At 68.6% G+C, this 14,017-nt stretch carries 14 protein-coding genes; 5 read left to right on the top strand and 9 right to left on the bottom strand.

Features of this window, described 5'->3' with window-relative positions; genetic code table 11:
- The first annotated feature begins 56 nt into the window (after nucleotides 1–56).
- Nucleotides 57–629 carry a MarR family winged helix-turn-helix transcriptional regulator gene (locus tag ABT245_RS27990; RefSeq protein WP_351738370.1) on the top strand — a complete coding sequence of 191 codons (573 nt, stop codon included), beginning with the start codon at nucleotides 57–59 and terminating at the stop codon, nucleotides 627–629.
- 15 nt (nucleotides 630–644) lie between these two features.
- Here the strand turns inward: ABT245_RS27990 and ABT245_RS27985 are convergent, their stop codons facing one another.
- From ABT245_RS27985 to ABT245_RS27945, 9 genes are all read right to left on the bottom strand, one after another.
- Nucleotides 645–1,370: a gamma-glutamyl-gamma-aminobutyrate hydrolase family protein gene (locus ABT245_RS27985; protein WP_351738367.1), complete on the bottom strand. Its 726-nt coding sequence runs from the start codon at nucleotides 1,368–1,370 to the stop codon at nucleotides 645–647.
- The gene (locus ABT245_RS27980) at nucleotides 1,367–2,851 is read right to left on the bottom strand and encodes an aldehyde dehydrogenase (protein WP_351738365.1); all 1,485 of its coding nucleotides are present in this window, start codon (nucleotides 2,849–2,851) and stop codon (nucleotides 1,367–1,369) included. Before ABT245_RS27980 ends, ABT245_RS27985 begins: the two co-directional genes overlap by 4 nt.
- Nucleotides 2,852–3,070: 219 nt before the next feature.
- Complete coding sequence (locus ABT245_RS27975; protein ID WP_351738362.1) at nucleotides 3,071–3,685, bottom strand: TetR/AcrR family transcriptional regulator; 615 nt, start codon at nucleotides 3,683–3,685, stop codon at nucleotides 3,071–3,073.
- Between the two features lie 26 nt (nucleotides 3,686–3,711).
- On the bottom strand, nucleotides 3,712–4,557 hold the full coding sequence (locus ABT245_RS27970) for a fumarylacetoacetate hydrolase family protein (protein ID WP_351738359.1): 846 nt from the start codon (nucleotides 4,555–4,557) through the stop codon (nucleotides 3,712–3,714).
- Nucleotides 4,558–4,567: 10 nt separating this feature from the next.
- Nucleotides 4,568–5,509 (bottom strand): 3,4-dihydroxyphenylacetate 2,3-dioxygenase, encoded by a 942-nt coding sequence (locus ABT245_RS27965; protein WP_351738356.1) that lies wholly within the window; start codon nucleotides 5,507–5,509, stop codon nucleotides 4,568–4,570.
- A complete protein-coding gene (locus tag ABT245_RS27960) occupies nucleotides 5,502–6,965 on the bottom strand; it encodes an aldehyde dehydrogenase (RefSeq protein ID WP_351738353.1) in 1,464 nt (487 codons plus the stop codon). The genes ABT245_RS27965 and ABT245_RS27960 overlap by 8 nt, the downstream gene beginning before the upstream one ends.
- Before the next feature lie 37 nt (nucleotides 6,966–7,002).
- Complete coding sequence (locus ABT245_RS27955; protein ID WP_351738350.1) at nucleotides 7,003–7,809, bottom strand: acetoacetate decarboxylase family protein; 807 nt, start codon at nucleotides 7,807–7,809, stop codon at nucleotides 7,003–7,005.
- Nucleotides 7,810–7,819: 10 nt separating this feature from the next.
- Nucleotides 7,820–9,028, bottom strand: coding sequence for an NAD(P)/FAD-dependent oxidoreductase (locus ABT245_RS27950; RefSeq protein WP_351738347.1), 1,209 nt, complete (start codon nucleotides 9,026–9,028; stop codon nucleotides 7,820–7,822).
- A gap of 3 nt (nucleotides 9,029–9,031) precedes the next feature.
- Nucleotides 9,032–9,220 (bottom strand): ferredoxin, encoded by a 189-nt coding sequence (locus ABT245_RS27945; protein ID WP_351738345.1) that lies wholly within the window; start codon nucleotides 9,218–9,220, stop codon nucleotides 9,032–9,034.
- A gap of 219 nt (nucleotides 9,221–9,439) precedes the next feature.
- On the opposite strand from ABT245_RS27945, the gene ABT245_RS27940 reads away from it, so the two are divergent.
- The 4 genes from ABT245_RS27940 to ABT245_RS27925 all read left to right on the top strand — a co-directional run bounded on the left by ABT245_RS27940 (nucleotide 9,440) and on the right by ABT245_RS27925 (nucleotide 14,009).
- Nucleotides 9,440–10,492 (top strand): cytochrome P450, encoded by a 1,053-nt coding sequence (locus ABT245_RS27940; RefSeq protein ID WP_351738342.1) that lies wholly within the window; start codon nucleotides 9,440–9,442, stop codon nucleotides 10,490–10,492.
- Between the two features lie 108 nt (nucleotides 10,493–10,600).
- A complete protein-coding gene (locus tag ABT245_RS27935) occupies nucleotides 10,601–11,506 on the top strand; it encodes an amidohydrolase family protein (protein WP_351738340.1) in 906 nt (301 codons plus the stop codon).
- Between the two features lie 229 nt (nucleotides 11,507–11,735).
- Nucleotides 11,736–13,109 (top strand): APC family permease, encoded by a 1,374-nt coding sequence (locus tag ABT245_RS27930; protein WP_351738337.1) that lies wholly within the window; start codon nucleotides 11,736–11,738, stop codon nucleotides 13,107–13,109.
- 57 nt (nucleotides 13,110–13,166) lie between these two features.
- Nucleotides 13,167–14,009, top strand: coding sequence for a mycofactocin-coupled SDR family oxidoreductase (locus tag ABT245_RS27925; protein WP_351738335.1), 843 nt, complete (start codon nucleotides 13,167–13,169; stop codon nucleotides 14,007–14,009).
- Nucleotides 14,010–14,017: the final 8 nt, after the last annotated feature.

The raw sequence follows: 14,017 nt of genomic DNA, 5'->3' as shown, positions 1-14,017 counted from the left end.
CGAACGATCGCAGGCCGTGCGAGCCTGCCGCCCGAAGTCGATGTGAGGGAGGCCCCGTGCCCGGCCAGCGGTCCATCAGCGAGGCGGAGAAGCTCGCGGAGGCGAAGCTCGGTGGCATTCCCGTCCGTCGGGAACAGATGGCCGTGGTGGCCAATATCTACCGCGCCGCTTCCGCGGTGCGTCAGCACCTGGAGAACTCCGTGTTGCGGGGCGCGGACCTGACCTGGACCGCCTTCGTCGTGCTGTGGGTGGTGTGGGTGTGGGGTGAGTCCGAGACCCGGCATGTGGCGGAGGAGGCAGGAATCTCCAAGGGCACACTGACCGGTGTGTCCCGAACCCTGGAGTCACGCGGTCTGTTGCGGCGCATTGATCATCCGACGGACGGGCGTCTTGTGCTGCTGGCCCTCACGAAGGAGGGGGAGGATTTCATGCGCCGGGTGTTCCCCGCCTTCAATGATGAGGAAGCCTTCGTCACGGGCCGGCTGAGCGACGAGGAGTGCCGCACTCTCGCCGAAGGGCTGCGGCGGGTGGTCCTTCAGGTCGAGGAGGACGGCGAGGAACGGCGCAGGTCCCTGCTGGGCGGTGAGGAGCCCGCACCGCGCCGCAGCGGTCGGCGCGCCAAGAGCTGACCGGACCCGATCCCATCAGCCGCGTTCGCCTGCGGCTCTCACCAGCCCTTCGAAGAGGCGCTGCTGTGCCAGGTCCTCGTGTGCGGTGTCCTCCGGATGCCACTGCACGGCCAGGAACCAGCCGTCGGCGTCGGCGAGTTCCACGGCCTCTGCCGTCCCGTCGGCGGCGCGTGCGGTGATGGTCAGCCCCTGTCCCAGTCGGTCCACGTGCTGATGGTGGTAGCAGGACGCCTCTGCCTTGTCGGCGCCGATGGTGCGTGCCAGCGCGGAGTCCGAGGTGAGGGAGACCGGGTGCCGGATGTGGCGGTGCTCGCTTCCGGGACCGCCCATGTCCTGGTGCAGCGTGCCGCCCAGCACGGTGTTGACCACTTGGAGACCGCGGCAGACGGCCAGCAGCGGAAGCCGTCGGGCGAGTGCCTGTCGGGCCAGTTCCAGGTCGAAGGCGTCCTGCTGGTCGTCGACGTCGTAGACGGCTTCGTGGGCATGACCGCCTCCGTAGCGGTGAGGGGCGATGTCGCCTCCGCCGGGAAGCAGAAGGCCGTCGAATCGGGCGAGGCGGGCGGCGACCTCTTCGGGATCGGCGGTTCCGCCCGGGGCGTGCGGGTGGACGGTGACGGGTTCACCGCCCGCGCGCCACACGGCCTCGACCAGGGCGCGGGCGTTGACCTCCGCCGCGTGGCGCAGGGCCGAGGTGGTGGCGGAGAAACGGGCGGGTATCGCGATGAGAGGGCGGTGGGTCACAACTGGATCCAGGTGGTCTTCAGTTCGGTGTACTTTTCCAGGGCGTGTACGGACTTGTCCCGCCCGTTGCCGGATTGCTTCATGCCGCCGAAGGGCACGGTGAGGTCGCCCTCCTCGTAGCAGTTGACCCAGACCGTGCCGGCCTTGAGGGCGCGGGAGACCTGGTGGGCGGTGGACAGGTCGGAGGTCCACAGGCCGGCCGCGAGTCCGTACTCGGTGTTGTTGGCGAGGGCGACGGCCTCCGCGATGTCGTCGAAGGTGAGGACCGACAGCACCGGCCCGAAGATTTCCTCGCGCGCCAGGCGGCTGCCTGGCGCGACGTGGTCGAAGACGGTCGGTTCGAGGTAGACACCGCCGGAGTCGGTCAGGGTGCGCGCCCCGCCTGTGCGCAGACGGGCACCGTCCTCCACTCCGGTACGGACATGGTCGAGTACGCGGGTGAGATGGTGCTCGCCGACCAGCGCGCCCATCTCGGTGGCGGGGTCGAGGGGGTCGCCCACCCGGAGCGTGCGTACGCGCTCCACGACGGCCTCGGTGACTGTGTCGGCGATGGAGGAGTGCACCAGCAGCCGCGAGGGAGCGGTGCACATTTCGCCCTGGTTGAAGAAGATGCCCCAGGCGGCCGTCGCCGCGGCCCTCTCCAGGTCGGGAGCGTCGGGCAGGACGATATTGGGTGACTTGCCGCCCAGCTCCAGCCAGACGCGCTTGAGGTTGGAGTCGGCGGAGTAGCGCAGGAAGTGGCGTCCCACGGCAGTGGAGCCGGTGAAGGCCAGGACGTCGACGTCCGGGTGGGTGCCGAGGGCGCGGCCTGCCACCGGTCCGTTGCCGTTGACGACGTTGAGTGCTCCTGGGGGCAGCCCCGCTTCCAGAGCGATACGGGCGAGCAGCAGGGCCGACAAGGGTGAGTTCTCGGATGGTTTGAGAACGACTGTGCAGCCTGCGGCTAGGGCAGGGGCGACTTTCCATCCGGCGAGTGTGAGGGGGAAGTTCCAGGGCACGACCGCGCCGACGACACCGACCGGTTCCCGGGTGACCAGGGCGAGCGTGTCCGGTGGTGTGTGCGGTGACTCGTCGGTGAGTTTGTCGGCGAGCTGGCCGTACCAGCGGAACGTGTTGATGACGGCCCTGAGTTCGATGTCGTGGGCGTCGGTGATGGGCTTGCCCATCTCCAGGCTGACGGTGAGTGCCAGCTCGGCCCGGTGTTCTTCGAGGAGGTCGGCGAGGCGCACCAGCACCCGTCCCCGTTCGCCGGGGGCCAGGCGTGGCCATGGGCCGGTGTCGAACGCCCGGCGTGCCGCGGTGACGGCGGCGTCGATCTCGGCCGCACCGCCGTCGGCGACTTCGGTCAGGACCTGGCCGTCGCGGGGTGAGACCGAAGCGAAGGTGCTGCCGGCACCGGCTTCCTCTGCGCCGTCGATGAAGTGCGATCCGGACAGTTCCAGCGTTTCGGCTTTGCTGAGCCATTCGTCAAGGGTGGTCATGCGGTTGCTCCAGAACAGGTGGGTGACTGACTCATGGGAGGAAACGGCGCCGCCCGCCCCGGCGCCGCCTCCGTGCGGTCGGCGGTGGCGGGGTCATCCGTCGCATGGACACAACCTGCGATCGACGGAGCATGCCGGCCGCTGAGGCAAGCCATTGCAGCAGTTGACAAGGGGGTGGCGCGGAAAATCAGGCCGACCGTGGGAGCAGAGAGGGGAGGGTCAGCCTTCGGCGGGGTTCTCGGCCAGCCCTTCGAGCAAGGCCCTGAGTTCCGACAGCGCCTCTTCCGTGACCTCGCGCTCGCCGAAGACCAACTGGTGCAGCACCAGTCCCTCCAGCGCGGCGAAGACGAGCCGGGACATTCCGCGGCTCACCGTCCGGGACGTCATACGGGACAGCTCGCGCCGGCTGGCCTCGAAGTACTCCTCGTACAGTCTCCGCAGGTGCGGCAGCAACTCCGGCCTGCGCCGCGCCTCCAGCAGCAGTTCGTACTGGAACGCCTGCAGTTCGGGACCCGACTCGACCATGTCCGTGAGCCCGCTGACGAAGTCGGCCGCCTTGCCAGTGCCGGTGTTGAGCGCGCTGCTGCTCAGGGACGTACGGATGGCATGGGTGACAGCCTCCTCGATCAGCGCGTCCCGCGAACCGAAGTGGTGCACGACCAGCCCATGGGTGACGCCGGCCTCCTCCGCCACAGCCCGGTAGGTGAGCTTGCGCAGACCACCGCGGGCCACCACGCGGACAGCGGCCTCCAGCAGGGCCACCCGGCCCGTCCCGTACTGGTTCACGCGCTTGCGGGTGCGGCGCTCACCGGCGGGCTCGGCGGAGTCGGTCATGCCGTCGACCCTACCCGCCCCTCGCCTCAGCGCTTGGGTGGCCTGACGCCGCGGAACTCCCAGTCGCCGCCGAGGGCGGTGGACAGCACCTCCTCGGACTCGGTGGGCTGGGCGCCGACGTCGGCCCGGATGGCGGTGGGGCCGGTGACGATGTGGTTGGTGAGACGGCCGAGCCCTTCGACCTCCACCTCCACGACATCCCCGGGCCGCACGGGGCGGGAGTTGGCCGGCGTACCCGACAGCAGTACGTCACCGGGGTACAGGGTGATGGTGCGGGCGATGTCGGCGACCAGGTAGTGCATGTCCCATGTCATCTCGTCGGTCGAACCGTCCTGGACCACCTCGCCGTTGACGTAGGTGCGCAGCCGCTTTCCGTGGAAGTCCCAGTCGGTGACCAGTCCCGGACCGAGCGGGCACAGGGTGTCGGACCCCTTCACCCGGAGCATCGAGCCCGCGTCGGTGTCCCGGAAGTCATGCAGACCGTAGTCGTTGGCGACGGTGTACCCGGCGATGTACTCCCCGGCGTCGGCCGGATCGATGTTGCGTGCGAGCTTCCCGATGACGATGGCGACCTCGCCCTCGTAGTTGAGCCACTGGCAGCCCTCGGGGCGGACGACGGCGCCCCGGTGGCTGTTCAGTGCCGAGGTCGGCTTGTGGAAGTAGGTGGGGGTGTCGGGCAGTCCGATCCGGAACTCCTCGACGCGGCTGCGGTGGTTGAGGTGGACGGCGATGACCTTGGACGGCACCACCGGGGGCAGGTGCTGGGCGTCCGCGGTCTTCACACGGCGGCCGTCGTCGGCGAGGAGTTCGTCCCCGTCGACGGTGACATGGACGGCGGCGCCGTCGAGGAGGATGCGGCGGTACTCGGGCATGGCGGGGCTCCTAGCTGCGGCTGTGCGGGGTGCGCGGGGTGGGGGCGGTGAGCGTGGTCGGACCGGTTCCGGTCCAGCCGTCGGCCGGGCGGTCGAACCAGAGGTGAACCTGACCGGTGCCGATCGAGTTCTCGTACGCGCCGTACTGGCGGGCTCGGGCGGTGCACGCCCCTTCACCGAGGGCGCCTGCCATCATCAGGTAGTGGAAGAACTTCGCCTCCGGCTTGTACTTCCAGAACGCGTCCATCGTGTCGAGGACCCTGTCGTGGCGGCCTTCCTTGAACCAGGCGATGCGCTCGTGGTCCGCCTCGCGTGCTTCGGGTGTGAAGATGTGGATCGGGTCGCCGGCCTCGTGGTCGCGCAGCTCACGCAGTGGCCAGAACGTGTGGGAGAGGGCGCCGGAGGCGATGAGCAGCACCCTGCGACCCGGGGTGGCGGCGATGCCGTCGGCCAGGGCCCGCCCCAGCCGCAGATGGTCCTCCATGTCGCCGGTCTGGCAGACACCGATGGTGACCCAGCGTTTGTCCGGCAGGCCCTCGCCGAGGAACTTCCACAGGTTGATCGTGGCGTAGTAGATCGGCAGATACTCGTCATCGATCGCGGTGATCCAGGTACCGTGCTTGTCGGCGAACGACGCGATGTTGTGGGCCAGTTCGGCATCGCCCGGGAAGTCGTAGGGCATCCGGCACATGCCGCGGGGCAGTTCTTCGGAGGTGAACAGGCCCGCGCGGCGTGGCTGTGCGGTGACGACGAACTCGACGGTGGTCGCCCAGTGGGAGTCCAGGACGACGACGGTGTCGTAGTCGTCCCGCTCGAAGACGTCCTCGCGCAGCTGCCGCAGTCCTGTGACGAGGGTGATCTCCTTGCCCTCGTTCAGTTCCAGGCGGGTCTCCAGCGGCAGCACGATGGTGGGTACATGGGCGAGCAGTCCCGCCCCGACGATCTCACCCATGGTCCTTCCAACCCTTCGGCGCGGTCACGGTGTTCTTCACGTCACAGTAGAAGTCGAAGCTCCAGGTGCCGCCCTCACGGCCGACGCCCGAGTGCCGGCTGCCGCCGAAGGGGGCCTGGAGGTCGCGGACGAAGAAGCAGTTGACCCAGACGGTGCCCGCCACCAGCTGTGCGGTGACGCGTTCGGCGCGTTCGTGGTCGCCTGTGGCGACGGTGGCGGCCAGACCGAAGCGGGTGTCGTTGGCCAGCCGGATCGCCTCGTCCTCGGTGGCGAAGGTCTGGAGCGTCAAGACGGGACCGAAGACCTCCTCCTGGACGATCTCGGAGTCCTGGGTGACATCGGTGAGCAGGGTCGGCGTGTAGTACTGGCCGTCGCCCCGGTGGCCGCCGACGACCACGCGGGCCCCGGCCTCGATCGCCCGTTGCACAAACCCGTCGATCTTGTCGAGCTGGCGGGGGTGGATGGTCGGGCCGATGTCGGTGGCCTCCTCCCGCGGGTCGCCCTGTCTCAGTGCCGCGGCCTTCGCCACGAAACGGCGGGTGAACTCCTGCGCGAGGGACTCCTCGACCAGGATGCGGGTCGCGGCCAGGCAGACTTGGCCCGCGTTGTCGTACTGCTCGACCGCCAGGTCGACGGCCAGCTCCAGATCGGCGTCGGCGAACACCAACAGCGGGGACTTTCCGCCCAGTTCGAGACTGAGCGGGGTCAGGTTGGCGGCAGCGGACACGGCGATGCGCTGGGCCGTCGGTACGGATCCGGTGAAGCTGATCCGGCGGACGTCCGGGTGGGAGGTGAGGGCGTCGCCGATCTCGGAGCCGTAGCCCTGCACGACATTGAGGACACCTGGCGGAAGCCCTGCCTCGGCCGCGATGTCGGCGAGCAGTGACGCGGTCAGCGGGGACCACTCGGCGGGCTTGAGGACGACGGTGTCACCGGCGGCCAGCGCCGGGGCGATCTTCCACGTGGCCAGCATCAGTGGGGCGTTCCACGGAGTGATCAGCACACAGGGGCCGGCGGGATCCCAGCTGACGGTGTTGGTGTGGCCGCGGGTGTCGAAGTCCTCGTGTTCCAGCTTCAGCAGCCAGTCGGCGAAGAAGCGGAAGTTGTGCGCTACCCGGGGCATGACGCCGCGCCGATGCGAGCGCAGGAGGGCGCCGTTGTCGCTGGTCTCGACGATGGCCAGTTCTTCGAGGCGCTTCTCGACGCCGTCGGCGACGGCGTGCAGCAGGCGGGCGCGCTCGGTGCGCGGGGTGGTGGCCCAGCCGGGGAAGGCGGCCTTCGCGGCGGCGACGGCCGCTGCGGCCTCCGTCGCGGTGCCCCGCGCGATCTCGCCCAGCGTGCTGCCGTCGATGGGGGAGACGTCGGTGAAGGTCTCGGCGGAGGCGACACGTTCGCCGCCGATCCAGTGCCGGGTGTCGACCGTGACTCCGGCGATGGTGCTGATGTGTGCGCTCATGTCCTGGGGCTCCTGTCGGTCGGTGCGCGGTGGGGGCTCACTCGGCACCGGAGGTGTTCGACTCCAGCAGTCGGCCGCCGTCCCACACGACGCCGACCTGCCGGTAGTACGCGGCGATCGGCTCGCGGATCTCCAGCCGGGCCAGTTCTTCGGTGGGCGCCTCGAACAGCTCCAGGGCGGCGTCGCCGACCCAGGGCTGTCCGCCTTCGAAGGCGGCGGCGCCGGACTCGATCAGCTCGTCGAGGGCGAGGCCCTTGCCCTTCTCTATGGAGGGCAGCCAGCGGTGGTGGGCCATCGGGTGGCCGTTGACGAAACCGTTGGTCTCGGAGGGCTCGCGCAGGGTGACCACGGCCTGGGCCAGGCGTCGGTCGGCGGCGGCGAGGGTGGCGCCGAAGCGGGCGCCGGGCTCGATGCGGGGAGCGGGCCCATAAGGGTGGGGGCGGGTCTGGTGGATGGAGCCGAGCTTCTTCGGGTAGCCCTGGTGCAGTCCGCGGGCGATGGCGAAGTCCTTGTCCACCCAGATGTAGACACAGCGGGTGTAGGTGTGTCCCTTGTACTGGCAGCGGACGACCGCGAACGCCTCCTTGTACTGGGAGAGCACCGGGTCGAGCAGCTCATCGCCGGATGCGCCGCAGGACTGCCAGTCGGCCCAGATCAGAGCCACCGCGCCGGGGTCCTCGTCGGCGAGTTCCAGCGGCTCGGGCAGCAGCTCCCGCACCCGGGCCGGGTCGGTGCGGTACTCCACGGTGAGCAGATCGCCGGAGTAGCGCCAGGGCGGGGAGGGGATCAGCGAGGCGGTGCCGCTCGCTGTCTTGGGGTGGAAGTATCCACGGACACGGGTCACTTGGGATTCCTTATGCGGTGAGGGCGGGCTGCTTGAGCAGTTCGGCGCGATAGCGGGCGGCGGCGGCCGCGGCTGCCGGGCCACCGAGTGCGACGACGCCGATCAGCCGGCCGTCGGTGTGGTAGCCGACCAGGACGTCGCCGTCGGGGGCGCCGTCCAGCACGCGCACGTCCTGTCGGCCGAGGGCCGGGGCGCCGAAGGACTGGAGGCGGAAGTCGTGCTGGTCGCTCCAGAAGGTGGGCAGAGGAGCGAAGGGCGGGAGATCGGCCCGAGCGCCGTCGAGGTGCGCGGCGAGCACGCGGGCGGCGTGTTTGGCGGTGTCGGTCGGGATCGACCAGTGTTCGACGCGGCGGGGCACACCGTCGTAGCGGGCGTTGGGGAAACGAGCGACATCACCGACCGCGACGACGTCGGGGCGCCCGCCGACGCGCAGGTGCTCGTCGGTGAGGACCCCGTCGGTCAGGTCGAGGCCGTTGCCGTCGAGCCATTCGACGTTGGCGAGGGAGCCGACCGACTCGACCACGACGTCCGCGGCGAGGACAGTGCCGTCCGAGAGGGCGACACCCGTCACCCGGTCCTCGCCCTCGAATCCGCTCACGCCGGCGCCGAGGGCGAAGCGGATGCCGTGCTGTCGGTGGCGCTTGAGCAGTGCCGTGCCGAGCAGCTCACCGAGCGGCCCGACCATGGGCAGCGGCAGCGGATCGACGACAGTGACGTCGACGGCGCCGAGCTTCACGGCCGTCGCGGCCACCTCGCAGCCGATGAATCCGGCGCCGATCACGACCACACGTGCGCCCGGCCTGGCCAGCGCCTCGCGCAGTCCTCGGGCATCGGCGAGGGTGCGAACGGTGTGCCGCCCGGTGAGCGGGCCGGGGCAGCGCAGCCGCCGGGGTCTCATACCGGTGGCCACCACCAGACCGCCGTACGACAGCGTCTCCCCGTCATCCAGTTCTACGACGCGCCGGTCGAGGTCGGCCGCGACGACCCGGGTGCCCAGCCGCCACTGCACATCCGCGACGCTGGCCCGGGGCCGGAAGGTGAGCGACTCGAAGGGTGCCTTGCCGGCCAGGACCTCCTTGGAGAGGGGCGGCCGGTTGTAGGGCATATGAGGTTCGTCCCCGACCAGGGTGATCGGTCCGGCCCAGCCGGCGGCGCGCAACTGCTCCGCGGCGCGCAGGCCGGCCATGGACGCACCGGCCACGACGACGCCTTCGCTCATGGCTCAGCCCTCGATCCGGATGGCCTGGAGCGGGCAGACGTCGGCAGCCTCCTCGACCTCCTCGCGCAACGCTTCGCCGGGGTCAGGGACGTAGGCAAGGTGTCCGGCGTCGTCGAACCGGAAGACGTCCGGGGCGGCGAAGACGCACTGGCCATGGTCCTGGCACTTGTTCATGTCGACGACGACCTTCATGGCCGGTCCTCCTGGTGCTGAGTGGGCGTCGGAGCGAATCGAGAAGCGGGGCCCCGGACAGCGGGGGCCGGGCCCCGGCCAACGGGGCGTGGTTCATCTCACCCCAGTTCGTTTGATCTCAAACAATCTAGAAGCGACCCTCTGCCTGGTCAATAGCTATCCGTGTGGATAAATTCTTGCGACAGAACCCTTGCGGGAAGATGACACGACTCCTACCGTTTGACGCCAAACAACAGGGGGTCTGCTGCCGGATCCGCAGTCCGAGGCCCGCGCGCCTCCATCCTGGAACTCGACGGCGTCCGCCACCGCGCTCTGCGCAGCCTGCTGCAGCGGCAGTTCGGTGCGAGCGTCATCAACAGCTACGCCGACTTCCTGCGCGGCCTGACCGCCACCACCTTGGACGCGGCTCTGGCCAAGGGCACCTTCGACTTCGTCAAGGAGGTCTCCGCCGACTTTCCCATCAACGTCCTGGCCCGGCTGCTCGACGTGCCGCCCGAGGACAACCAGCAGCTGATCGACTGGGGCAACCGCATCATCGGCAACACCGATCCTGACTACGCCGATGTCCTGCTGCACAGCGAGGAGAGCGAGCAATACCGCGACCTGCCCTTCCGCTCCCCCGCATCGCTCGAAGTGTTCGAGTACGGACGCGAGTTGGCCCGGCAGCGGCAGGGCGGCCACGGCACCGACCTGATCTCCAAGCTGGTCAACGAGACCCCGCGCGACGGCGTCCCGCTCTCCGCGCAGGACTTCGACAACTACTTCCTGCTCCTGGTGGTTGCGGGCAACGAAACCACCCGCCACACCATCACCCACTCCGTGCTGGCCCTGCTCCAGCACCCGGAGCAGCTCGCCCGCCTGCGCGACGACCCCTCACTGATCCCCACGGCGGTCGAGGAGTTCCTGCGATGGGCGTCCCCCGTCTACCACTTCCGCCGCACCGCCACACGCGACGTCGAACTCGGCGGCAAGCAGATCAAGGAAGGCGACAAGGTCGTCATGTGGTTCGCCTCCGGCAACCGCGACGAGGACGTCTTCGGCAACCCCTACGACTTCGACGTCACCCGGCAGGACAACGACCACATCACCTTCGGCAAGGGCAGCCCCCATCTGTGCCTGGGCAACCTGCTGGCCCGCACCGAGATCCGCATCATGTTCGAAGAGCTGATCCCGCGCCTGGCGGACATCAGGCTGGCCGGAGACATCCCGCGCGTGCGCTCCAACTTCGTCAACGGCATCAAGCATCTGCCGGTCCAGGTCACGCTGACCTGAGCAGCGAACCCGCCGGCGCACGTCGCACGACGTCGCGTCGGCGGGAGCCGACTCTCCCATCCCGGACGGATCCCGGCCCCGAGCAGGTCATGAAAGGCACTGAGGCACATGGTTGACACAGCAACACCGGCGAAGAGCGATTCCGGGGCCGGTACGGACACGATCATCGACGCGCGCGCATGCCCGCCGATTCCGGCATTCCTACAGGATCGGACATGGACCCGGTTCGCGGGAACTCTCGACGGCGTACGGTCGCGCGGCTGGACGGTGGACGGGGCGATGAACTCGCCCGATGTGAGCACGTATCTCGACGAGTGCAAGCGGCTCGGCATCACACGCGCGGGCCTCACCGCCCGCGTGCCGAACGATGTATGGGGTGGGCGGGGAAACGTTCCGGTATTCGAAGCCGTCGCCCAGCGGCCGGAGTTCTTCTTCGCCTACGGGGCGGTCGACGCGCTGGCGGCGGATCCGGGTGCGGCAGTGCAACAGCTCAAGGACCGCGGTGTCCGGGGTGTCGTCGTCGAGCCGGGTCTCGCACACACCGCCCTGCACATAGACGACCGGCGCGTTGATCCGGTCTATGACGCCTGCCAGTCCATCGGCTTGCCGCTGCTGCTGATGGGGGGCGGAGAGACGGGGCCGGATCTGAGCTACAGCGATCCCCTGCGGCACGAGCAGGTGGCGATTCGCTTTCCCCGGCTGCAGATCGTCTATATGCACGGGGGATGGCCGTTTGTGCAGGCGGCATTGGGCGTCGCGTTTCGGCGGCCCAACGTATGGATGATGCCCGACGTCTACTTTCCCGGGTTGCCCGGAGAGCAGGACTACCTCCTGGCCATGAGGACGTATTTGCAGGACCGTTTCCTCTTCGCCAGCAACTACCCGTACTGCCCGTTGACTCAGATCGTTGAGCGCTATCACGGCTTCGGCCTGCCCGACGACCTTCTCACCAAGGTTCTGCACGGCAACGCGAGGCGACTCTTCTTCGCGGATGCCGACGGCGCAGGACGCTGACCGCACCCGTATCCCCCGACAATCCGCCCGTCAACGACCTCGCGCACCAGGTCCCGTACCGGGCTCACACTTTCGACGACGAAAGAGGACCTGATGAGTGATCAGAGTGCTGTCACGGCCCCAGGGCCGAAGAGAGCCCGGGCCGTTGACGGGAAGCCGTCTCGGCCGGCTACCGCGGAGCAGGCCGAGGGCAAGCTCCCGCGGACGAATCGGTGTACTCGAACTGACCTTGACGGTACTGGCGTTCTCCGCCCCCATGGTGGTCGTCACCGGCCCCACGCCGTTCGTCATCATGTTCGGCGGCGTCGGCGCACCCCTGGCCTTTGTACTGGCCATGGTCGTGCTGCTGTTCTTCACCGTCGGCTACACCGCCATGAGCCGCTACCTGCCCAACCCAGGCGCCTTCTACGCCTACATCACGGCGGGCCTCGGCAAGATGACCGGTCTCGGCTCCAGCTTCCTTGCCCTCTTCGTGTATCTCGCGTTCGCCGTCAGCACATACGCGTTCTTCGGGGTCGTCGCCAAGGGCCTCGTGGAAGGTGCGCTCCACGGACCGGTGCTCGCGTGGTACGTCTACGCGCTGGCAGGCATCGCCGCCACCGGCGTCCTCGGCTACTTCCGGATCGATCTGTCGGCAAAGGTCCTGTCGGCCGTGATGGCCTGCGAGGTCCTCCTCGTCGGAGCGTTCGATGCCAAGATTCTCTGGACGGGCGGTGCCGACGGCCGCTCGTTGACGCCCTTCGCCTGGAACTCGCTCACCTCGGGGTCGGTGGGCCTGGCGATGCTGTTCGCGGTCATGTGCTTTGTGGGCTTCGAGGCAACCGCGGTCTTCCGCGATGAGACCAAGGATCCGCAGCGCACCGTCCCTCGCGCCACATATCTGTCCGTGGCGACCATCGGTGTCTTCTACGTGATCGCCGCATGGTGTCTCATCCTGGCTTACGGCACCGACCGCGCCCCGGCTGAGGCGAAGGCCAACTTCGTCACCATGTTCTCCAGTGCGGCCCACAGCTATCTCGGAGCCTGGGCGAGCGATGCCGTCACGGTCCTGGTGGTCACATCGGCCTTCGCCGCCCTCCTCGCAGGACAGAACATCCTGGCCCGCTACTGCCACTCCCTGGGCGTCGACCGCGCCCTCCCGTCAGGACTGGGCAGAGTGCACCCTCGGCATGGATCGCCCTATGTCAGCTCGATCACCGTCACGGCAGTCATGCTGATCGCCACCGTGATCACCGCGTTCACGGTCAGTGACCTGGCCGGGGCATACGGCAGTCTGGCCGGCGCCGCGGCCTTCGGGGTGATGGTGCTGATGTTCCTGACGAATCTGGCTGTTGTCCTCTACTTCCGCAAGCAGCCGCACATCACGGGTGTGTCGGCCTGGCACAAGCTCATAGCCCCTCTTCTGAGCGGCGTGGGTCTGGGAGCGGTGCTGTGGCTCTCCCTGACCAACTTCACGACCATGACGGGCGGTTCCATGGCTTCCGCGGTCGTGCTTCAGGTGGTGATCTGGGCGGTATTCGTCGGCGGAGTGGCCCTGGCCGCGTTGTACCGGATCAAGCGACAGGACGTGTACGCACGCATCGGCCGGCAGCAGGCGGAGTGATCCGTCCTCTTCAGCGCCGGCAGCAAAAGAGTTTGTGACGTGGAAAGGAGCCGTGGCATGCGCAATGAGGTAACCGACAAAAGGAAGGGGCGCCTTGAGGGAAAGGTCGCCTTCGTCACCGGAGCGGCCGGCGGGCTCGGCCGAAGCCACATCCGGCGATTGGCAGAAGAAGGCGCCGACTTGGTCATCGTCGACATCTGTCGGTCCGTGGACAGCGTGCCCTACCCGCAGTCGACCCCGGAAGAGCTGCACGACGCGGTGGCGGAGGTCCAGGCTCTGGGCCGCCGCGTCGTGGCGAGGCAGACGGACGTCCGCGACCGTACGGCCTTGCAGGAGGCGTACGACGCGGGCCTCAAAGAGTTCGGGAGAATCGACATCGTAGTCGCCAACGCCGGGATCGCGCCGATGCTGGTCGACGACAAATTGGAGGCGTGGCACGACGCCCTCGATGTCAACCTCACCGGCACCTTTCACACCATCGAGGTGGCCATCCCGGCCATGGTGGCGGCCGGCGAGGGCGGTTCGATCGTGATCGTCAGCTCCACCGCAGGACTGGTGGGGATCGGCGGGGCGAGCAATGGGGGTCTGGGCTACGCCGCCTCCAAGCACGGTGTGGTCGGGCTGATGCGCACCTATGCCAACAACCTCGCCCGCCACAGCATCAGGGTCAACTCGGTGCACCCCACCGGCGTGGCGACCCGCATGATCACCGACCCGGCCATCGTCGACTTCGTCGCTCAGGACCCGATCCTGTCCGAGGAAGCGCCGAACGCCCTTCCCGTGGACACGGTCGAACCGGTCGACGTGTCGAACGCCATCCTGTGGCTGGTCTCGGACGAAGCCCGCTATGTCACCGGTGTCACGCTGCCCGTCGACGCCGGGTTCATCAACCGCCGCTGATCCGCCGA

Origin of the sequence: Streptomyces sp. NPDC001508, assembly GCF_040298665.1 — a bacterium.
Lineage (GTDB): Bacteria > Actinomycetota > Actinomycetes > Streptomycetales > Streptomycetaceae > Streptomyces.
The sequence above is the reverse complement of the archived record's forward strand: the minus strand, read 5'-3'. Positions and strand labels throughout refer to the sequence as shown.